Annotated in this window: 18 protein-coding genes; 12 read left to right on the top strand and 6 right to left on the bottom strand. The window is 40.3% G+C overall.

The annotated features are described in order from the left end of the window. Positions 1 to 43: 43 nt before the first annotated feature. The 3 genes from AN394_RS15295 to AN394_RS15285 all read left to right on the top strand — a co-directional run bounded on the left by AN394_RS15295 (position 44) and on the right by AN394_RS15285 (position 3,696). On the top strand, positions 44 to 262 hold the full coding sequence (locus AN394_RS15295; protein ID WP_054563605.1) for a hypothetical protein: 219 nt from the start codon (positions 44 to 46) through the stop codon (positions 260 to 262). Then, a complete protein-coding gene (locus AN394_RS15290) occupies positions 255 to 1,322 on the top strand; it encodes an AI-2E family transporter (RefSeq protein ID WP_055021923.1) in 1,068 nt (355 codons plus the stop codon). The genes AN394_RS15295 and AN394_RS15290 overlap by 8 nt, the downstream gene beginning before the upstream one ends. Before the next feature lie 118 nt (positions 1,323 to 1,440). Then, on the top strand, positions 1,441 to 3,696 hold the full coding sequence (locus tag AN394_RS15285) for an aminotransferase class V-fold PLP-dependent enzyme (RefSeq protein ID WP_055021922.1): 2,256 nt from the start codon (positions 1,441 to 1,443) through the stop codon (positions 3,694 to 3,696). A gap of 65 nt (positions 3,697 to 3,761) precedes the next feature. Here AN394_RS15285 and AN394_RS15280 read toward each other — a convergent pair whose 3' ends face one another. Next, entirely contained in the window at positions 3,762 to 4,793 is a 1,032-nt protein-coding gene (locus tag AN394_RS15280; protein ID WP_054563608.1) for a LacI family DNA-binding transcriptional regulator, read from the bottom strand. A gap of 348 nt (positions 4,794 to 5,141) precedes the next feature. On the opposite strand from AN394_RS15280, the gene pgi reads away from it, so the two are divergent. The 5 genes from pgi (at position 5,142) to AN394_RS15255 (ending at position 14,087) form a co-directional block, all read left to right on the top strand. After that, entirely contained in the window at positions 5,142 to 6,788 is a 1,647-nt protein-coding gene (gene pgi, locus AN394_RS15275; protein WP_055021921.1) for a glucose-6-phosphate isomerase, read from the top strand. 267 nt (positions 6,789 to 7,055) lie between these two features. Beyond that, complete coding sequence (gene zwf, locus AN394_RS15270; protein WP_054563610.1) at positions 7,056 to 8,528, top strand: glucose-6-phosphate dehydrogenase; 1,473 nt, start codon at positions 7,056 to 7,058, stop codon at positions 8,526 to 8,528. A gap of 5 nt (positions 8,529 to 8,533) precedes the next feature. Continuing rightward, entirely contained in the window at positions 8,534 to 9,244 is a 711-nt protein-coding gene (pgl, locus tag AN394_RS15265) for a 6-phosphogluconolactonase (protein WP_055021920.1), read from the top strand. Positions 9,245 to 9,901: 657 nt separating this feature from the next. Next, positions 9,902 to 12,499, top strand: a complete 2,598-nt coding sequence (locus AN394_RS15260; RefSeq protein ID WP_152968941.1) for a TonB-dependent receptor — start codon at positions 9,902 to 9,904, stop codon at positions 12,497 to 12,499. Between the two features lie 76 nt (positions 12,500 to 12,575). Then, positions 12,576 to 14,087 (top strand): tryptophan halogenase family protein, encoded by a 1,512-nt coding sequence (locus AN394_RS15255; RefSeq protein ID WP_055021919.1) that lies wholly within the window; start codon positions 12,576 to 12,578, stop codon positions 14,085 to 14,087. A gap of 38 nt (positions 14,088 to 14,125) precedes the next feature. Here AN394_RS15255 and AN394_RS15250 read toward each other — a convergent pair whose 3' ends face one another. Continuing rightward, positions 14,126 to 14,836 carry a DUF6445 family protein gene (locus AN394_RS15250; RefSeq protein WP_055021918.1) on the bottom strand — a complete coding sequence of 237 codons (711 nt, stop codon included), beginning with the start codon at positions 14,834 to 14,836 and terminating at the stop codon, positions 14,126 to 14,128. Positions 14,837 to 15,079: 243 nt separating this feature from the next. Between AN394_RS15250 and AN394_RS15245 the strand changes: the two genes are divergently transcribed. Together AN394_RS15245 and AN394_RS15240 are read left to right on the top strand one after the other, a co-directional pair. After that, a complete protein-coding gene (locus AN394_RS15245) occupies positions 15,080 to 15,784 on the top strand; it encodes a SapC family protein (protein ID WP_054563614.1) in 705 nt (234 codons plus the stop codon). 125 nt (positions 15,785 to 15,909) lie between these two features. Further along, on the top strand, positions 15,910 to 16,944 hold the full coding sequence (locus tag AN394_RS15240; RefSeq protein ID WP_054563615.1) for an isoaspartyl peptidase/L-asparaginase family protein: 1,035 nt from the start codon (positions 15,910 to 15,912) through the stop codon (positions 16,942 to 16,944). Positions 16,945 to 17,012: 68 nt separating this feature from the next. On the opposite strand, the gene queF is transcribed toward AN394_RS15240, so the two are convergent. Then, positions 17,013 to 17,858, bottom strand: coding sequence for an NADPH-dependent 7-cyano-7-deazaguanine reductase QueF (gene queF / locus AN394_RS15235; RefSeq protein WP_055021917.1), 846 nt, complete (start codon positions 17,856 to 17,858; stop codon positions 17,013 to 17,015). Between the two features lie 59 nt (positions 17,859 to 17,917). On the opposite strand from queF, the gene syd reads away from it, so the two are divergent. Next, positions 17,918 to 18,457, top strand: a complete 540-nt coding sequence (syd, locus tag AN394_RS15230) for a SecY-interacting protein (protein ID WP_054563617.1) — start codon at positions 17,918 to 17,920, stop codon at positions 18,455 to 18,457. 78 nt (positions 18,458 to 18,535) lie between these two features. Here the strand turns inward: syd and AN394_RS15225 are convergent, their stop codons facing one another. The 3 genes from AN394_RS15225 to AN394_RS15215 form a co-directional block, all read right to left on the bottom strand. Then, positions 18,536 to 19,309, bottom strand: a complete 774-nt coding sequence (locus AN394_RS15225) for a Zn-ribbon-containing protein (RefSeq protein ID WP_054553724.1) — start codon at positions 19,307 to 19,309, stop codon at positions 18,536 to 18,538. Continuing rightward, positions 19,309 to 19,575 (bottom strand): hypothetical protein, encoded by a 267-nt coding sequence (locus AN394_RS15220; protein WP_055021916.1) that lies wholly within the window; start codon positions 19,573 to 19,575, stop codon positions 19,309 to 19,311. Before AN394_RS15220 ends, AN394_RS15225 begins: the two co-directional genes overlap by 1 nt. A gap of 155 nt (positions 19,576 to 19,730) precedes the next feature. Then, positions 19,731 to 19,961 (bottom strand): DUF2789 domain-containing protein, encoded by a 231-nt coding sequence (locus AN394_RS15215; RefSeq protein ID WP_036969581.1) that lies wholly within the window; start codon positions 19,959 to 19,961, stop codon positions 19,731 to 19,733. 147 nt (positions 19,962 to 20,108) lie between these two features. On the opposite strand from AN394_RS15215, the gene AN394_RS15210 reads away from it, so the two are divergent. Then, a complete protein-coding gene (locus AN394_RS15210; protein WP_054563618.1) occupies positions 20,109 to 20,756 on the top strand; it encodes a GNAT family N-acetyltransferase in 648 nt (215 codons plus the stop codon). Positions 20,757 to 20,842 lie beyond the last annotated feature (86 nt).

Below are 20,842 nucleotides of genomic sequence, written 5' to 3'. Positions count from 1 at the left end.
ACCTTATACTTATTATTCATATTAATAACGCAGTTGATTCGCTATGTTAACGGTTGATTTAAGAGGCTATAAGTGCCCTCAACAATTTATTCAGTTTAAATTAGGGTTGAATAAGGCAACATCAATTAAACAACCCGTGACTTTTACATTTAATGCTGCTGAGGCAACGGACGATATGCAGCGATTTTTAGAAAAACATCATTACCATTTTAAAATTGACCTAGAATTAGGTGTACTAACTGTGGAGCCCATTCGTGTTTGAGTATGTAAAAGCCTGGTACGAAAATAAATTTTCAGATCCCCATTCAGTAACCTTGTTGTTACTGCTTATTGCAACCTTTGCATTTTTCTACTTTTTTGGTTCGTTAATCGTGCCTGTTTTGGTTGCCTTGGTGATTGCCTATTTACTTGATTGGCCTGTTGCTCACTTAGAAAAGCTGGGTTTAAAGAGGTTTACCGCAACGATTCTTGTTATGTTGGTATTCAGTGGCTTGATGATCATGATTATTGTCGGCATGGGGCCCGTGCTTTGGCAGCAAACCAGCAATCTAGTTCAAGAAACCCCTTACATGATTGAAAAAGGTAAAGCGCTGCTTTTACATCTTCCTGAAGATTACCCAAGTTTGATTACTGAAGATCAGGTTAAATCGATTGTTACCAGTGTTGAGACCAAAGCGATTGAGTTTGGTCAGTTGGTGCTATCGGTGTCATTAACTTCGATTAAAGATGTGGCAGCTTGGCTGATTTATCTGATTCTAGTGCCGCTCCTAGTGTTCTTTATGCTTAAAGATAAATTAGAGCTCACGCAAAGTGCTGAGCGTTTATTGCCTAAGCAACGCCGCTTGATCATCCAAGTTTGGCAAGAAATGAATCAGCAAATCATGAATTATATTCGCGGTAAAGTATTTGAGATTTTAATTGTTGGTACTGCATCTTTTATCGCTTTTGCAGTGCTTGACCTTCGCTATGCGGCTTTACTCGGCGTGTTAGTTGGCTTATCTGTGCTTATTCCATTTGTAGGGGCGGCATTGGTGACTATTCCAGTTGCTGCGGTGGCGTTATTCCAGTTTGGTTTAGAAACACAATTTTGGACTATTTTAATCATCTATGGCGTGATCCAAGCACTTGATGGCAATGTGTTAGTGCCGTTACTGTTCTCTGAAGCGGTCGATTTAAACCCAGTGTTTATCATCGTTGCGGTATTGTTTTTTGGCGGTTTATGGGGCTTTTGGGGGGTGTTCTTCGCAATACCGCTGGCTTCATTAGTAAAAGCGCTTATAAATGCCTGGTCTTCTAAGCAGGTTGAGCTAATAGAGAGTTAGCTTAGTCTTAAAAAGTATAGAAAACGCACTTTACTGACTAATTGATTATTATAATTTAGCCGTGAAAAATGTAAAATAGGTTATAAGATATATCTTTTAGTAATATGGTGCGTTTTACATGGCAAATTTTTACCTTCCTGACGATGCTAATCAGCAAATTTATTTAGATGCGAATGCAACGACTCCTGTACTTCCTGAAATTGCCGATGTGGTTTCGCACACGATGCAAGTCTGTTTTGGTAATCCATCAAGCTCTCATATTACGGGTATTCAAGCAAAACACTTATTAGAACAAACGCGTAACAAAGCGCGTGAAGTCATTGGCGCAACCGATGGTGATATTTTATTTACCTCTGGTGCAACAGAAGGTATTCAAACGGCGGTTGTTTCTACGCTTATTGCTGCAAAAAATCACCAAATCGAAAACCCTGTATTACTTTATGGGGCAACTGAGCATAAAGCGGTGCCAAATACCCTAAAACATTGGAACTGCGTGCTTGATATAAACGCACAGGTATTAGCTATTCCAGTAGATAAAAACGGTATTTTAGACCTCGAGTTTATTCGTAAACATGCTGCGAATGCACTGATGATCTGTACTATGGCAGTAAACAACGAAACCGGTGTATTCCAAGATTTAAGCGCTATTGAGCAAGTCATTCGTAGTGAAAACAGCCATGTGGCTTGGATGGTTGACTGCGTACAAGCATTAGGTAAAACCAACTTAGCGCTAAGCCAAACAACCATTGATTATGCTCCATTCTCTGGCCATAAATTGTATGCCCCTAAAGGTATTGGCGTACTTTATATTCGTAAAGGCAGTGCGTATACACCATTTATTGCTGGTGGCGGCCAAGAAAGCGGGATGCGATCTGGTACAGAAAATTTACCGGGCATTGCCGGTTTAAATAAGTTGTTCTCGTTATTACTTGATAAACAAAACCAAACATTCAAGCCAATTGAGCAGCTACATGCTTTTCGCGAGCAATTATTAGCTGCATTAACAGACACCTTTGGCAGCATCACGTTTAATCACAGTTTCGAGCATTCAGTGCCAACAACATTAAACTTTGCTGTGAACGAATTAACCAGTAAAGAAGTGATGGACTTATTTGATGCGGCGGGTATCCGTGTTAGTGGCGGTTCTGCATGTAGCTCAGGCGCAAATCGTAGTTTTGTTTTAGACGCGATGGGAGCCAGTGATTGGCAAAGTGAAAACGCGATACGTATGTCGTTTGGCCCTGCTGTGAATCAGCAAGAGATTGACTTTGCTTGCGATAAAATCCGTTCTTTAAAGCCGATTCTTGAAGCAAACTGCTTAGTTGTATCTGATAGTACATCGCCTCAACACGAAGTGTGTGCGATTGGCTTAACACAGCTACGTCATCAAGCCGCGTGCTGTTGGCTATATGTAGACAGCGATAAAAACGCAGTGGTGATTGATCCTATTATCGAGCTTATTCCGCGTATGGCGAAAATTGTCGCGACACAAGGTCTATCAGTAAAAGCGATTTTAGATACCCATAATCACCAAGAGCGTTTATCGGCTCGTTGTTTATTATCAAAAGAGCTCGCAGAACGTTTTGTTGCTAATGAAATAGATGAACTTGGCTGGCCTAAAGATTCAGCAACCATCGAATTAAGCGATGCACGCTTAACTAAAGTAGCGACACCGGGTCATAGTGACGATAGTGTTAGCTATTTATTGTCAGATACACAAAGCGGTGATATCAGCTATTGCTTCTGTGGTGATTTAATCCTACCAGGTGGCTTAGGTAACACAGCAATTAGCGGTGGCGATGCTGCGAAAATGGCTCAGTCATTAAAACAGCTTGCTATGGCAGTGCAAGATTCTACGGTAATTTGTTCAGGGCATGATTATCAGCAATGTTTTGCTATGGATTGGCATGCACAAAAGGCAACGACACCGTTATTAGCAAAACTATTAAGTGAACAAGTATCAGATGATGAGTTTGTTGAATTAAAGCAACAAGCGGATGAGCAAAAGCATACTGTAAGTCATTCTCTATGTGGCTATGTTGAAACACTTGAAAGTGCACCAATGAAACAGCTTGCTGCAAGTGATGCTAAAGTAATGCTAAACGATAAAGCCACTTACTTAATTGATACTCGCGAACCGTATGAACATGGTGCGAATAATTTGGCTGAAATATTCACAGTTGCTGATAGCAAAGTGATCAACATTCCACTGAGCCGTATGGCAAACGCTATCGTGCAAGGGCAGCTTGATAAAGACCATAGCTACATTTTGGTTTGCCGAAGTGGTAATCGTTCTAAACAAGCGGCAAATAATTTGTCGCAGTTAGGGTTTGAAAACGTTTATAACTTAAATGGCGGTTTAGCATTGCTTTAATAAGTAATATCAATTCAGTCATTAAAAAAGCCGCTATAGAGCGGCTTTTTCGTAACTTGTATAAACTAGGCCGTTGTTGGGCCTGAGCTTTCCCGTACCACTAATGAAGGGGTAAAGGTCGTGATGATGTCTTTATCTTGATTACGTGCGCCACGGGTTTTTCTAAACAGTAAACGCGCTGCATGCTGCGAAATCACATCATTCGCCTGATGGGCTGTAGTGAGTTTAGGCCAAGTCTGACGAGAGAACGGTGAGTCCTCGAAGCCGGTGATTGATAACTGCTGTGGAATTTCAATTCCCATTAAGCGTGAGGCGAATAACGCGCCAGCTGCCATTTCATCGTTACCGCCAAGAAGGGCAGTTATGTTTTTCGGGTTATTCTCACCTAATAATGCTTTTGCACCTTCTACACCTGATTCGAAAGAATACTGGCCTTCGTAGATCAGCTCATCATTCATCGAGATGCTGTGATCTTTTAATGCAGCCTGGTAACCCTCTAAGCGTTCAGTTGTTGATTTATGCTCTTTGTCACCACATAAAAAACCAATGTTTTTGTGGCCAAGGGAGAGTAGGTGAGAAGTAATTTCGTACGCAGCGGCGTAGTCGTTCACATAGATACAAGTGTCTTGATCTTCTTCTGTAGGGCGACCCGAGAGTACGCGTACATAATGGATGCCCATTTCATCAAGCATATCGATAATGCTATTTTGCTCTGACAGCGGTGGCGTTAATACAAGGCCTGCTAAGCGAGAGCGCTTGATCATGGTTTTAAAGTCTTCTTCCATGTTGCCATCAAGGTAGTTACATGGATGAATCACCAGCTCATAGCCTTCTTCTTTACAGCGCGACAACACACCATTTTGCATATCGATGACATAATAAGCATTCGGGTTGTCATAAACTAAACCAACAGTAAAAGACGATGTGCCTGCTAGGTTACGAGCTGCAAGGTTTGGTTGATAGTTCAACGTGTTAACAGCGTCCATCACTATGTCGTACGTTTTTTTTCTGACCGATGGCTCTTTATTAATTACTCGCGATACGGTTTTCATTGAAACACCAGCGAGCTTGGCTACATCATTTATGGTTACTTTCATACTGTTACTTTATAGTTAGTTATATTTGTATTATAATAATATCGAAAAGTGTTCACCAGAGCGCTTTTTCTTAATAGGTACATTAATATTTAATATAAGTTGGTTAGTGTATCTAATGTTCTACCAAATTAGCAGTAAAATAATTGAGATAATTTTTATGATACCGGTGTCAAAAGAGAAAAATTGCGCTATTATCTCGACTATAAAATGTAAAAGTAGAACATTGACAGCGTTGTCATTTTAACTTAGTGTTAATTTTCATCGTATTTTTAATTGCTGTCTTTATTCAACATTAATAAAAAGATAGTTAAAAATCAGTTTGTTGCAAGTTTTGAGGGGATTATATATATGAGCAGCCGTTCGCAATTAGCTAGTTGGCAAGCACTATCTGAAAGTACCAAGAAGATGAAACAAATTCATCTTAAAGATTTATTTGCCAAAGATAGCACGCGTTTCGAGCAATTCTCTGCTCAGATCCCAGGTGTATTATTCGATTACTCAAAACAACAAATTGATAAAACTGTTTTTGAACAATTAATTGCTTTAGCGAAAGAGTGCGATATCAGCGCATGGCGCGACAAGATGTTCAGTGGTGAGAAAATTAACATTACTGAAGACCGTGCTGTACTTCATACTGCTTTACGTAACCGCGCTAACACAGCTGTAATGGTTGATGGTGAAAACGTAACAGACGCTGTTAACGCTGAGCTTGCTAAAATGAAAGCCTTTGTTGGCAAAGTACGCAGTGGCGAGTGGTTAGGCTACACAGGTAAAGCTGTAAAAGATGTTGTTGCTATTGGTGTAGGTGGTTCAAACCTTGGTCCGCAAATGGCAACCGAAGCACTTGCTGCTTATGCTGACGACACATTAAATGTTCACTATGTATCAAATGTTGATGGTGTTCAAATTGCATCTGTTTTACAGGGGTTAGATGTTGAGACAACATTATTTGTTATCTCATCTAAAACATTTACAACCTCAGAAACCATGACTAACGCTAAATCGGCTGTTGAGTGGTTTTTACAAACAGCACAAGCGCAAGAACATATTGCTAAGCACTTTGTAGCTGTAAGCACCAATTTAGAAAAAACAGCGGCATTTGGTATTGCTGATGAAAACGTATTCACAATGTGGGATTGGGTAGGCGGTCGCTTTTCTTTATGGAGTGCGATAGGATTACCAATCGCCCTGTACCTAGGCTTCGACACGTTCGAAGAGATCCTAGAAGGTGCGTTTGAAATTGATGAGCATTTTAAAAATGCTGAATTTGAAAATAACGTACCATTGTTAATGGCGCTTTTAAGTGTTTGGAACACTAGCTTTTTAGGTTATACGGCACAAGCTATTTTACCGTATGACCAAGCACTACACATGTTACCTGCGTATTTACAGCAAGGTGAGATGGAAAGTAACGGTAAACACGTTACTTTTGCTGGTGAAACGGTTCCTTACACGACGGTTCCAATTATTTGGGGGATGACAGGTATTAATGGCCAACATGCTTTTTACCAATGTCTGCACCAAGGTAATGTAATTGTACCTGCTGACTTTATTGCCTCAATTGAGCCGCAAGTCAATGTTGGTAAGCACCATGATATTTTATTATCAAACTTCTTTGCACAAACCGAAGCGATGATGGCTGGTGTTGATGCAGAGCAAGTAACTGCAGATTTAACCGCAAAAGGTAAATCTGAAGCAGAAATTGCAGAATTATTGAATCATAAGATTCACCAAGGCAATCGCCCAACAACGTCAATGTTGTTAGATAAAGTTGATGCGAAAACGGTAGGACGTTTAATTGCGCTTTATGAGCACAAGATCTTCTGCCAAGGCATTATCTTAGAAATCTGTTCATTTGACCAATGGGGTGTAGAGCTAGGTAAGGGACTTGCCTCTAAAATTGAAGCTGAATTATTTGATGACGAAGTAAGTCATCCACACGACAGCTCAACCAACGGACTGATCGCTTACTATAAAACACATCGTAAGCAGTAATAGATTCGCAGCAACAGCTGCAAACCGAATACCTTTGAACGGGTAGCGCTGGAGTTCTTAGGGCCTGTATTTTTGTGAGAGGATTTACAGAGCCCCTAAGACTCATTTACTTCAGCCAACATAAGAATAATGAGTAAACTACTTACAACAAATTCAACAGGCTTTGTTAAAGGGATCATCTAACACAGCCAATCAACCAGATAACAACACGCACTGCCATACTGCATGAGTCGATTAACATGGCATTGCCAATGTAGAGAGTGATATATGTTAAATCCATTTGATATCGTAATTTTTGGGGGCGGCGGTGATCTTGCGTTACGTAAGTTACTTCCTGCAATGTATCGCGCTTATCAAGAGGGCAACCTTCCTCAAGGTTCTCGTATCCTTCCTACGGTACGTGAAGAAAGCAAACGCAAAGAATACATCGAAACAGCACATAAAGCGTTACAAGACTTTTTAGGTAAAGGTGAGTACAACGCAAAAGATTGGAAAGCATTTTCAGCTTATCTTGTGCCGGTTGTAACGAATGTAACCGAAGCCGATGATGACTGGGATAAACTAAAAGATATCCTTGATGAACACGATGCTGATAAGTCTCGTGTTTTTTACCTTTCATTACCACCTGCAGTGTACGGTAGCTGTTGTGAAATCTTATCTAAGAAAGGTCTGATCACAGAAACGTCACGCGTTGTTGTTGAAAAACCGATTGGTTACTGTGGTGAATCTGCTGAAGCAATCAATGCAAAAATTGCTGAATACTTCAAAGAAGAGCAAGTATTCCGTATTGACCATTACTTAGGTAAAGAAACAGTACAAAACTTAATGGCACTGCGTTTTTCAAACTCACTGTTTGAAAACCTTTGGGATGCTAAATCAATCGATAACATCCAAATCAGCTTATCAGAAACAGTGGGCCTAGAAAGCCGCGCTGGTTTCTACGATAAAGCGGGTGCATTACGCGATATGGTACAAAACCACTTGTTACAATTACTTTGCTTAGTGGCAATGGAATCACCAAACAAATTAAACGCGAACAGCATCCGTACTGAAAAATTAAAAGTACTTGAGTCGTTACGTCCGTTAGTGGCTGAAGATGTTGATGCAAACATTGTACGTGGTCAGTATGTACCAGGTAACTTAGACGGTAAAATTGTCCCAGGTTACTTAGAAGAATTAAACGAAGGTGCGAGCAAAACAGAAACTTTTGTTGCTATTCGTGCGCACATCGATAACTGGCGTTGGGCAGGTGTTCCTTTCTATCTTCGTACTGGTAAACGTATGAAAAAGCGTTGTGCTGAAATCGTTGTTGAATACAAAAAAGTATCTCACAACGTTTATACCGACAACGTAGGTAACATTGAGCCAAATCGTCTTGTTATTCGTCTGCAACCAGAAGAAACAATTCAATTAACACTGATGTCTAAGCGCCTTGATAACCTTGAGATGCAATTAGAACCAGTAACCATGAACATTGAGTTATCGCAAGCGTACAGTAATGGTTTCCATTCAGATGCTTACAAGCGCTTAATGTTAGATGCCGCAGCAAATAACCCATCACTGTTTATTCACCGTGATGAAGTGCGTCAAGCATGGAAATGGATTGACCCAATCATTGAGCGTTGGCAAGAAAAAGGTGCACCATCGTTATACCGAGCTGGTACATGGGGCCCTGAAGATGCAGATGAGCTTTTAGAAGAAAACAACCACGTTTGGTTTAACACAGGCGATAAGGCGTAATTTAGATGGCAACAATTGTTGAAAAATTCTTTGCAAACAAAGACGAATTAACAGCTGAGCTTTCTTCAAGCCTTGAACAAAGCCTTGTTGCTGGCATTAAAGAAGATGGTCGTGCGGTACTAATGGTATCGGGTGGCTCATCGCCAGCACCTGCTTATAAGCACTTATCGAACCTTGAACTTGATTGGGGAAACATTGATGTTGCTATGGTTGATGAGCGTTGGGTTGATGCTGATCATGAAAAAAGTAATGAAGCATTTATCAAAAGCACGCTATTACAAAACCATGGTGCAGCAGCTAATTTCGTAACAATGAAAAATGATGCATTAACGGCACAAAATGGTGTAGCTGAATGTGAAGCTGCATACAAAGCATTAAAGCGTCCTTTTGATGTGACAATTTTAGGCATGGGTCCAGATGGTCATACGGCTTCTCTTTTCCCTCATGCCGAAGGTCTTGAACACGGTCTTGCGACAGATGATTTAGTATGTGCAATTAACGCTATTGAAAGCGATGTAACAGGTAAAATCACTGAGCGTATGACGTTAACTTTATCTGCGATTGCAGATTCTAAAGTTGTGAAGCTTTTAATTAGCGGTGAAGAAAAACTGGCTGTTTACAAGCAAGCGAAAGAGGGCGGTGCAGTTGCTGACATGCCTTTACGTGCAGTATTGAATCACCCACATATCAATATTGAAGTTTATTGGGCGCCTTAATCGCCTGATCAAACTCAATGTCAAAAGCGAGCTATTATGCTCGCTTTTTTGTTTTTAAATTCTCATCTTTAACAAACGATTTTGCATAAATACGCTTTCTTTAAATAGCCCGATAAAGTGTTAGACAAGTACAAAATGGCTCTATATAATTAAAAATGACAACGCTGTCATTGTTATTGGTTATTATTCTCAACATCCCCTTTAACTCATTCTGCCCAGAAAAAGTTAAAAATAATTTGTACATGACAGCGTGCTTTTAGGAATAGGTTAGTTTTTTAAGCTAATTTATTGTTAGATAACAGGTTTTATATAACTTTTAGTTATGGTTAATAAACGCCCAATGGAAACTAAAGCTTACAAAAACACATGTAAATTTTAGCAAATTTCAAAAACTCATCCTTTTGCTCTTTTCATCTGCAATATCACTCATGCTATATTTGCGCCGTTTATTTGTAACAATTCTTAAAAACTCAATATTAAATATTAGTTATATCAATAACTTGATTATTTCGTTGTAAATTTTTTGCACAAATTAACCAAAAAGATGTAGCACAAATGTAATTTAGAGTGTATGGTTTGTTACTAGATGACAGCGTTGTCATCATCACTGGGCAGAAGTGATATAAAAAACCAACAAAATGATTCAAGGGGAATCCTGTGTTAGCTAAAAATTTTAAGAAAAGCTTATTAGCAGTTAATATCGGCCTCGTAATGAGTGCTGGGTTCACTGGCGCTGCATACGCAGCAGATGAAACTAAAGTTCAAGAAGATGTTGAAGTAATTGAAGTTCGCGGTATTCGCCGTTCACTTGAAGCTTCAATGAATACTAAGCGCTTTGCTGACAGCGTTGTCGATGCTGTTTCTGCAGAAGATGTCGGTAAGTTTCCAGATAGTGATGTAGGTGAAGCGCTTGGCCGTATTTCAGGCGTAGCAGTAAACCGCGCGTTTGGTCAAGGTCAGCAAGTGTCCATCCGTGGTGCATCTGCACAGTTAACACGTACTTTACTGAATGGCCACTCAGTTGCTTCAACAGGCTGGTATGATCAACAATCTATCGATAGAAGCTTTAACTACACATTACTTCCACCAGAAATGGTTGGAGGCATTGAGGTTTATAAATCATCTCAGGCGAATCTCGTTGAAGGTGGTATCGGTGGTACGGTAATCGTAAACACTCGTAAGCCTTTAGATCTTGACGCTAATACTCTTTTCGGAAGTGTGAAAGCTGACTACGGCACTATTTCTGAAGAAACAGATCCTGAAATCTCTGGCCTTTATAGCTGGAAAAATGATGAAGAAACCTTTGGTGCACTAGTTTCAGCAGCATTTTCTGAAACAAATTACCAACGTAATGGTATTGAGTCATTAGTTGGTTGGGGTGATATTGTTCCTTCAACATTCCAACAACAACGTGAACGTACTGCTATCAATGCAGCTTTCCAATACCGTCCAACTGATTCTTTAGAATTAGGCCTTAATGTAATGAGCCTAGATCTTTCGGCTGATAACGCGAATACTTCTTTATTTGTCATGTTCCCTGATGATAAAGATGCTGCTTGTGAACAAGTTAATGTAGATGGCACGTGTACTTTCTACCGTCGTTCTGGAGAAGGAGCAAATCCAGGTTGGGCACAAACGTGGGCACGCGCAGGTTCAATGACTTCGGATACGGTTGATTTTGAATTCAAATACGCTGGCGAAAATTTCGAACTTAAAGGTCGAGTGGGTAATACACAATCTGAAGGTGGTACAGATTTAACAGCGAACTATGGTTTCTGGTTAGGTACTCCGGCAGATTATGCAGGCACATACGATGCAACTGGTGATGTAATTGACATTGATGTTGCCAATAAATCGTTTACTCCAGATGACTTCCAAGGGCAACTTTCTTCAGCAGGTTGGGCACTTAAAAAGCAACCTAACACAGATGAAGAGACTTATGCGCAGTTCGACTTAACTATCCCTGTAGATTTCGGTGCTATCACAGCAATCAAAACAGGTTTCCGCTGGGCTGATCACGAAGTTAAGCAAGAAACCTATACTGCAAACTTAGTTGACTCAATCGCTGCATACGATGCGTCTCGCTATTATTCAGGCACTGTTTCTTCAGGTGCAGGATATACACTACCAGAGCCAAACCTAGATCAAATGATTAGTGATGGTTATGCTGCTATTACAAGTTTCGACAATACGTCAATTGCTTATAAGTCTGGTTACGGAACAATTCAAGAGGAAAATATCTCTTTATACGCAATGGCTGATTTTTCGGCAGAAGGGATTCGCGGTAACTTTGGTTTAAGATATGTTTCTACAGATGCTGAGTCAGATTATTATGCTCTTGATGCGAATGGTAGTTATGGTAATGGGTTAAGCACTGAAAAAGCTGATTACAGTGAAGTTTTACCGAGTGTAAACGTAGCGTTTGACTTAACTGAAGACCTGATTTTACGCTTCTCTGCAGCACAAGTTATTTCTCGTGCCAATTATAGCGATATGTTTGCTGCATCATCTCTTTCTGGTTATGAAGATGGTACTGTTGGTAACGAAGTAATTTCTACTGGTAACATTGGACTTGAACCGTTCAAAGCAACGCAAGCTGATTTTGGTATTGAATACTACTTTGATGGTGACGGCATGATTAGCGCGGCTTACTTTATCAAAGATATTTCTTCATTTACAAAAGTCGATCAGATTCTGAATCAAAGCATAGGTATTGTAGATCCAGATTCAGGTGTTGATAATTGGACTGTTGCTACAAAGGGTACTGGTTCTGGCGGTGAGATTAAAGGTATCGAGCTGCAAATTCAAGATGGTTTCGACAGTGGCTTTGGTTATCAAGCGAACTACACTTGGGTTGATTCAGAAGCTCCAGCGGAGAACTTCCCTGACCGTATTGAATTATTCTCTGACTCTTCAGAGCATACGGTTAATTTAGTTGGTTACTATGAAGCAGATTTCTATAGCGTACGTTTAGCGTACAACTGGCGCTCAGAGTATATGGTTCGTGAAGCACCATACTTCTATGGTAATCGCGAGCATCAAGACTACGGTACGCTTGATCTAACAGCTAAGTTTGCTGTGACTGACTACCTAGACTTAACATTTGAAGCGGTTAATATTACTGAAGAAGATAGTATCCAAATTGGTACTGCTACAGGCGATGCTGAGGTTAAACCTGAGCTTCGTAACGGCTACCCAGCATGGAGCTTTGAAGGTGAAGCACGCTACAAGCTAGGTGTATCACTACGTTTCTAATTTGATTTAGATAACGAAATTAAGAAAGCCCAGCTCGCACTGGGCTTTTTTGTGAGTAAAAAGTGGGCGAGTAAAAATGATAAAAAAAATCGCAATTGTTGGTGGCGGAACAGCAGGTTGGTTAGCCGCTAACCATTTGGGTCATGCGCTTTTGCAAAGTGGCATTGAGATCACGTTAATCGAGTCTCCTAATATTGCCAGCATAGGTGTCGGTGAAGGTACTGTTCCTTCGATGCGCAACTCTTTACAAAAGTTTGGTATCAGTGAAAGTGACTTTATCAATGAATGTGATGTTACTTTTAAGCAGTCAATCAAGTTTGTTAATTGGCTAGATAAACACAAACATGGTGCTAACTTTTACCATCATTTATTTGATCACCCACATATATTTGGTGAGGAGTTAACTCAGCAGTGGCTTGCTGAGGGAAACGGTAATGATTACGCAGACTTTGTTTCTAAACAACATGCGTGTTGTGAAAATAACCTAGCACCGAAAACAATTGCGACACCTCAATATGCAGGTATCAATGGCTATGCCTATCATTTTGATGCTAAAAAGTTTGCTGCTTTCTTAAAAAGCCATGCCACGCAACATTTTGCTGTAAAACACCTGTTTGCAGAAATTAAAGATGTCAGCTGTGATGAGCAAGGTTTTATTACACACCTAATCGACTCAGAAGGTAACGCCTTAGAATTTGACTTTATTATTGATTGCTCCGGTTTTTCGGCTGCCTTTATTGGGCAAAAACTAGGGGTGGGCTTTGTTGATAAGTCAGATAGTTTGTTAACTGATACTGCAATCACATTGCAAGTACCGACACAAAGCGATGATGAAATACCGCCTTACACTATTGCTACGGCACACCAAGCTGGTTGGATCTGGGATATTGCGCTCACAGAGCGAAGAGGAGTGGGGTTTGTTTATTCATCTAAGTATATGAGCGATGAGCAAGCACACGCTAAATTGCATCATTATTTAGGTAATAAATTTGAGCACTTAACGCCAAGAAAGATCCCGATGAAAGTAGGGCATAGAGAAAAAATGTGGCACAAAAACTGTGTCGCTATAGGCTTGTCACAAGGGTTTGTTGAGCCACTTGAAGCAACTGCCATCTTAATTGCAGACTTTTCTGCGGGGTTATTAGCAAAGCGTTTTCCGCGTACCCGAGATGACATTAACTTAGTTGCTGGTGATTACAATCAGCAGGTGAATTATGTATGGCAACAAACGTTCGATTTTATAAAAATGCATTACTGTATTTCGGATAGAACTGATTCAGCCTTTTGGCGTGATAACAAAAAAGCCGACCAGTTATCAGAAAAACTAAAAAATAACCTAGCACGCTGGCAGCGCTTTACACCAGTACGCGAAGACTTTGCCAGTAAGTTCGATTTATTCGACTTAGAAAACTACTTATATGTATTGTTTGGTATGCATTATGTACCCACTAAGCAGCAATATAAGCAGAGCGACAATCAACAAGTTGCTAAATTTAAACAGCAGCGCGTCAAGCAGTTATTAAATGAGCTACCTAAGCACAGAGAGCTGTTAAATAAAATAAAGAAATTTGGCTTACAGAAAAACTAACTTTATTAACTGAGCTGGCTAAAAAGGTATTAGTCAGCTTAGCTAATTCTAAAAAATGAAGAGATAGATAAACGACTGTTGCTTAGATCATTGCTGTACTTTTTGTGATTAAAAAGAGCTGCGCTGTGCAATAGGTTACTCTTATAAATTACGAGCCTATTTACCTTGGCTTCAATATCCACCACTTTTTCAAAAAGCCCTGTTGTTTCATTTAAATAGCCTTGATGAGTTGCGCTGTGTTTTTCTGTATCAGCAATCATGTTATGCACGCTATTTTGGTTATCAGCTGTCACTTTAATTATGTTCTCGGGGAGGTATTTGTATATGCCTGTGCCGCCCCATTCTTTAGGAGACAAATAATGCACTGCTGCAAATGTTTTATCATCCGTTGAATCAATATGTGGCATTCGCTGCAAGGTATTTAATTCATTCGCATTTTGAGTAACTAATGAAAGCTTACAGCGGTGAAGATATAAATTATTTTCACCGCTTGTAATGATTTCTTGCTCTAAAAGCTCGTTAAGTAGCTGCTCAAAAGCTCGGTAGTAAGGCGCAGGCATTTCATCTCGTTTGCCAGGGTATAGAGTGCCATCGCTGCCAAAAGGCTGGAAATAGGCCGTATTTGTGGCAAATTGATAAATAGGCGCAAGGCTGTGTAAAAAGTCATCAACAATAATGACAGTCTCATTAATTTCAGCAATGAAAACGCTGCTTACTTTATAGTCTTTATTTAATTGATAGCTTTCCATTGTTTGCCTCAGTCTCTCCATAATTGTTGAATATACTAACAAAAATAGTGGCTTATGCGTGATAATATTTACTTGCTTATAGCTTGTTTTTTCATCATTTGGGGTTGATTGGTAATGTAGGTAAATTTGTTAATTTATAATGTACAAACTGCCACAAAATTTTCACTTCCTTTTTGTTGCCAAAACCTATAGGCTTTGGGCACTAACAGCAAAAACATATTATAAAATTAATGGAGCAGTATCATGGCGGAGCAACAAGTACAGCCTTTACATAACGAAAAACATGCCAACACTAAAATTCAAAATGGCATCAACATTGAGTTCATGAAAACTCAGCACTTAGTACCTGTGGTTGCACACGAATTTGCACGCATCGCAAATGAATTCCCAATGGCATTTGTTAAAAACAACGAATCAGGTCAATTCCAAGCAGTTGCTTTATTTGGTCTAGAGCCAGGCGAGAACCTTTTCATTCAAGACGACAAATGGACAGCTGCATTTGCACCTATGTCTATGACTCGTTACCCACTAGGTCTTGTTAAGCACCCAGAAGCTGACCAATTTGGTATCGTAATCGACGAAGCAAGCCCACTTGTAAGCGAAGAAACAGGTAATGCACTTTTCGAAAACGGTGAAGAAACTGAGTACCTTAAGCGTCGTAAAGAAGCACTTGTTTCTTTCATCGAGTTCTCTCAGGTAACTGAAGCATTCACTAAGTACCTTGCAGACAAAGAACTACTAGTAGCTCAAACGCTAACTGTAGAAATCAAAGGTGAGAAAAAAGACATCAACGGTATCTACCTTGTTGATGAGAAAAAACTTAACTCACTAAGTGATGAAGAGTTCTTAGACCTTCGTAAGCGTGGCTACTTAGCACCTATCTACTCTTTCTTAACGTCTACTCACCAAGTAGCACGTTTAGCACGTTTAAAAGCAGCTCAAGCTTAATTTTAAACAGCTGAAAAAAAGCGCCATTTGGCGCTTTTTTTGTTTCTTTCGTCGGTTAAAGCTTGAAATGCAGCGCCTAATTATTCACATTGGGCTTACAAACTAAAATAAATATAAGTGCCACTATGTTAAAAACATTACTCACCTCAGCCATTGCCCTTAGCGCATTATCATTTAGTACTTTAAGCCACAGTAGTGATCAACCTTTTGCTATCGCCATTCATGGTGGTGCAGGAACGATTGAAAAGAGCCGCTTCACGCCAGAGCAAGAAAAAGCTTACCGTGCAAAACTAAAAGAAGCCGTTGAAACAGGCTATGCCGTGCTTGAAAAGGGTGGTGAGAGCCTAGATGCTATCACTGCGGCAATTAATGTGCTGGAGAACTCGCCGTATTTCAACGCTGGTCGCGGTGCTGTATATACTTATGACGGGGCACATGAGCTTGACGCATCGATTATGGATGGTCGTACACGCCAAGCTGGAGCTGTTGCTGGGGTTAAACACATTGAAAACCCAATTAACTTGGCGCGCTTAGTGATGGAAAAATCAGTGCATGTTATGCTCAGCGGCCAAGGTGCTGAAGAGTTTGCAAAAACTCAAGGTATGCCGCTGGTTGAAAACAACCTATTTGATACTGAGCACCGTTATAAAGCGTTATTAAAAGCAAAAGAAAAGCTCGATAAACAAAAAGTAACTAGCAAAGACTACCAAGCTGCACACAAAGCCCTGCCGGTTAATTACAAAATGGGCACTGTCGGTGCAGTTGCACTTGATAAAAACGGTAATATCGCCGCAGGTACCTCTACAGGTGGCATGACAGCAAAACGTTTTGGTCGTGTAGGTGACTCACCAGTGATTGGTGCGGGGACCTTTGCTGAAAACGAATCATGTGCAGTATCTGCGACAGGCCATGGCGAGTACTTTATTCGCTACAATGTGGCAGCTGATATTTGTGCTCGCGTAAAATACCAAGGTAAAACTATTGTAGAAGCGGGGAACGAAGTGATCCACGATGTATTAATGCCTATAGGTGGCACAGGCGGTGTGATCATTATTGATGCTAAAGGTAACATTAGCTTGCCGTTTAACACCGCTGGTATGTACCGTGCGAGTAAATCAAATACATCACCAACGTATGTGGGTATTTTTAAAGACGAGTAATTATCTGTAACGGATCTTCAGGCAATAAAAAACCGAGTTCACCACTCGGTTTTTTATTGTCACCAAAGTTATTGGCGATTAATTTTTACCTTGAAGGGTGTTTCATCTTGATTCGTTGAGCGATAAGGGTTGATATCTAAACCACCACGGCGTGTATAACGGGCATACACTTCTAACTCTTCGAGGTTTAACTGCTGCATTAAATCGCAGTAAATACGCTCTACACATTGCTCATGAAATTCGTTGTGAGTTCGAAATGAAATTAAATATTTTAATAAGGCTTCATGGCAAATCGCTTGGCCTTTATAACGAATAATCACACTCGCCCAATCAGGCTGTGAGGTGATCAAACAGTTCGATTTTAGTAAGTGACTGTGTAGGGTTTCTGAGACAATCTCATCACCATTATGGCGAAGTGAGCTTGCATCAATATCATAGCTGGTGATTTCGATATCCAGATCATCAATACATTCGCCCGGTAACGCTGAAAATGGCAAACAATTGAAATCATCTGCTTGGTATAAAGTAACGACCACCGGTGCATTAACTGCATCTGACAAGTCTTTGCTAAGCGCTTGATGTACGCCATCTAGCGTCTCAAAACGTGTTTGATTAAAGCTATTTAGGTACAGTTTGAATGACTTAGACTCAATGATATGGCTGCTCTGACAAGGAAATACAAACGTTGCCACAGCGACCATTGGCTTACCCTTGCTATTTAGCCACGATAATTCATAGCCAGTCCAAATATCTTGGCCTTTAAACGGTAAGTTATCTTCGCTAACACCTAATGCATCACGGTTTAATTTACGGGCAATAGGAAACAGTAAACTTGGTGTGTAGGTATCTACATACTCTGTGCTTTTACCAAGAACACTGTTTTTCAGTTCGGGTGAGTTGCTGTAATCTGTCATCTTTACACTTTTGTAGTTACAATGGCAGCATTATACCTAAAGCCAATGAGTTTCGCAGTATGTCTGTTTCTACAAAACTAGATAAGTTACATCAAGCATTTAGTGAAAAATGCCTCGAACGCACAGGAAAGCTTCCTGTTATTGAACATGATACAGCATGGCCAAGTCCATGTGAGCAGGGCGAAGTAGATGAGCAGGGGCTTATTCAGTGGTGTGCAGTTCCACAACAACCTGCTGGCAGTTTAGAAGACTTAGCCAAGGCACTAGAGTTATCGTTTCCTGAAGATTTAAGCCCATTGTTTGGTCATGTCTATGCGGGTAATTTGTTATTGAGTATTGATGATCATCACATTGAACTGCTACAAGCATGGAATGAAGATGATTTTAGCCGCTTACAGCAAAATATTACCGGTCACGTGTTAATGAAGCGCAAGCTAAAGCAGCCAGAAACCGTATTTATTGGTCTTACAGAGCAAGATGATCTACTGATCACTGTATTAGTCGAAAGCGGTGAGGTTTGCTTAGAGTATGTGGGTAAAAAACCACATCATGTGCTAGCGAATAGCATCAGTGAGTTTTTAGACAAAGTAACGGTATAAATTCAATAAGTAAAAAAGGGGCGGTTGCCCCTTTCGTGTATTTGGTTTTTGCCTTTTTAATTTATTGCCTTTATTAAGCTATTGAAAGTCCCACGAGATATTCGAAACAATGCCACAGGGCTCACAACGAAAATCAAATAAGCCAAACCATGGCTCTGGTAATTTCCACTCGCCATCGCAGCTTGGGCAGCGACGTTTAAGCTCTGACTCTTTGTCAACGCCGCCTACACGATATAAATAGTAATAAACCGGCTTCTTGGTTAGAAAACTAATACGTTTCGTGATATCGCGACCACGGCGGTATAAGTCACTCTTGATGCTAGTTAGCTCTTCAAGCGCAGGAAATTCACAACGGGTTGCACCATTGATCTGAATTTGATCGCAGGCTTGCCAGTCTTCTTGCCATTTAATGAGTGTTTTGTAATCGCCATTGGCAATTGCTGGAATGCGAAATAGCGGCACAGGCAAAAAGTCATCACCACAATAAAGCGGGCTACAGGTGTGCACGTACGTGGTATACAAAATATAGCACGACGGATCATGACACATGTCTGCGCCATTTGAGTGAATGTCTTGGCCGACCACTTTAACTTTTGGTGCCAATAAGCCTGCAGTGTTTAATTGCTCAATGCTATGTTTTACAAACGGGCTATGGTTGAGCGGATGCATCGCATCTTCGGTTGGGCACATTACACGAGTAATGAAAAATCCATCTTTTAAAACCGTTGGAAATTCATCACCAATAATTTGGCCGTTAAAACGAAGCGCATTCACTAGGCGGTTTATCGCCTGCTCAGCAAGCTCTAGGGTAGTATCTTGGTAGCAATCAAAAGTCAGATCGACAACAAACATTATTTTTTCTCAAGCAGTGCTAATAACCTATCTAATTTAGCTTCAATACGATCCAATTGACTTTCCTTTGGTGTACTCAGTTGTTCATTTGACGGGTTATTGATGAAATTATTAATTGAATCCGGATTGTTTTTATATTGGCTAACCGCTGCGATGATCACAGGCATCGGCATTGGTTGGGCTAGCTTACTTTTAGTTAAGGCAACTGTCGGGGTTTTACCTTCATCAAGAAGGGTTTTAATTGCATCAAATACAACGGCATTCATTTTTGTATAAACTCTTTTATAAAGACTAAAAAGCACCGCAGTATATGGGCTGCAGTGCGCGCGTATGGTAGCAATAATAGATGTGGAGTGAAATTACTTTCCTAATTTACGAGCTAAAAGAATGTTATTTAAGCTCGTAAATTAGGTCGCAGGCGTTACTGGCGTAACCTTGCGTCTAATTCATCAATCACCTCGCTCCAAGCACCATCTTCTGCAAGTGATTCTGCTAAAAAGTGTTGCTGAGCTTCATCCCAAAAAGGCGCTTCCTGCAATAGGGTTGTATCAGATAGTTGATGGGATGCTATAAAAGCATCTATTTCACTTTCTTTGCTCGGTAAACCAAGTTGTGCAAATAGGGTCGAAATATCATGTTTTGTCGTATCCATAGTCCTGCTCCTTGTGTATGGCGATAATTATTACTGCTTGAACTTAATGATGATGAACCGCAGTTTAACTTACGCTGAATTTGTTTTTAATCGCTGTTGGGTATATACCTTATAGTCTAGTACGAAAATAATAAAACAAATAAAAGGATGAGTATTTTGACAGTTGCTGAACCCGAAACCTTAAGTGTGCAATACCTGAGTGCTGAAGATATTAGCACTGCCGCAAGCCTTATTTATCAAGCCTATCATGATGATCCCGTTCTTCAGAATGTATTAGGTTTTCAACAAGATAACCCAAGTAAATATGAAACTAAATTACGTGCTTTAGTACGTGAAGAGCTAGCAAGTTTCTGGCAAGAAAAGCAGCCTCTAATAGGTCTTTACTCACAAAGTAGATTAAAAGCCATTGCCTGTGTATTCGATTCGGCAAGTGAACTGCAAGCTGAACGATACTGGCATTGGCGCTTAAAACTGATGCTTAGTGCGGGTTACTTGCAAACCAATCAGCTTATAGAAAAAGAGCGCACTATTCGTGAAGCGCTCTCGAGTAAAGGCCATTATCTGTTTTTAGCCTTTATAGCCGTTGACCCACATTTTCAGGGGCAAGGTTTAGGCAGATATCTGCTACGAGGGCTTGATGATTTAGTTGAGTCAAGCAATCAAGCAAGTGGTTTAGCCGTATTTGTTACTCGCTCTGAACAGCGCGAATTCTTTAGCTCTGAAGGGTTTGAAGTGTTCAAAGCATTAAGCTTTAACCAAGTTGAAGGTGACTTGATGTTCAAAGCAGCAAATTGACAAAAGGACGTTTTGGAAATAGCAATGTGAGATAAATCTCACATTGCTGTGCGTTTTATCAGTTTAATGCCTTTAAATTTGTACCC

The organism is Pseudoalteromonas sp. P1-26, assembly GCF_001401795.1.
GTDB lineage: Bacteria > Pseudomonadota > Gammaproteobacteria > Enterobacterales > Alteromonadaceae > Pseudoalteromonas.
The sequence above is the reverse complement of the archived record's forward strand: the minus strand, read 5'-3'. Positions and strand labels throughout refer to the sequence as shown.

Bases quoted from the DNA above. Each gene is read 5' to 3' on its own strand.
- AN394_RS15295 (WP_054563605.1), top strand. From the start codon at position 44: ATGTTAACGGTTGATTTAAGAGGCTATAAGTGCCCTCAACAATTTATT.
- AN394_RS15285 (WP_055021922.1), top strand. From the start codon at position 1,441: ATGGCAAATTTTTACCTTCCTGACGATGCTAATCAGCAAATTTATTTA.
- AN394_RS15280 (WP_054563608.1), bottom strand. From the start codon at position 4,793: ATGAAAGTAACCATAAATGATGTAGCCAAGCTCGCTGGTGTTTCAATG.
- pgi (WP_055021921.1), top strand. From the start codon at position 5,142: ATGAGCAGCCGTTCGCAATTAGCTAGTTGGCAAGCACTATCTGAAAGT.
- zwf (WP_054563610.1), top strand. From the start codon at position 7,056: ATGTTAAATCCATTTGATATCGTAATTTTTGGGGGCGGCGGTGATCTT.
- pgl (WP_055021920.1), top strand. From the start codon at position 8,534: ATGGCAACAATTGTTGAAAAATTCTTTGCAAACAAAGACGAATTAACA.
- AN394_RS15255 (WP_055021919.1), top strand. From the start codon at position 12,576: ATGATAAAAAAAATCGCAATTGTTGGTGGCGGAACAGCAGGTTGGTTA.
- AN394_RS15250 (WP_055021918.1), bottom strand. From the start codon at position 14,836: ATGGAAAGCTATCAATTAAATAAAGACTATAAAGTAAGCAGCGTTTTC.
- AN394_RS15245 (WP_054563614.1), top strand. From the start codon at position 15,080: ATGGCGGAGCAACAAGTACAGCCTTTACATAACGAAAAACATGCCAAC.
- AN394_RS15240 (WP_054563615.1), top strand. From the start codon at position 15,910: ATGTTAAAAACATTACTCACCTCAGCCATTGCCCTTAGCGCATTATCA.
- queF (WP_055021917.1), bottom strand. From the start codon at position 17,858: ATGACAGATTACAGCAACTCACCCGAACTGAAAAACAGTGTTCTTGGT.
- syd (WP_054563617.1), top strand. From the start codon at position 17,918: ATGTCTGTTTCTACAAAACTAGATAAGTTACATCAAGCATTTAGTGAA.
- AN394_RS15225 (WP_054553724.1), bottom strand. From the start codon at position 19,309: ATGTTTGTTGTCGATCTGACTTTTGATTGCTACCAAGATACTACCCTA.
- AN394_RS15220 (WP_055021916.1), bottom strand. From the start codon at position 19,575: ATGAATGCCGTTGTATTTGATGCAATTAAAACCCTTCTTGATGAAGGT.
- AN394_RS15215 (WP_036969581.1), bottom strand. From the start codon at position 19,961: ATGGATACGACAAAACATGATATTTCGACCCTATTTGCACAACTTGGT.
- AN394_RS15210 (WP_054563618.1), top strand. From the start codon at position 20,109: ATGAGTATTTTGACAGTTGCTGAACCCGAAACCTTAAGTGTGCAATAC.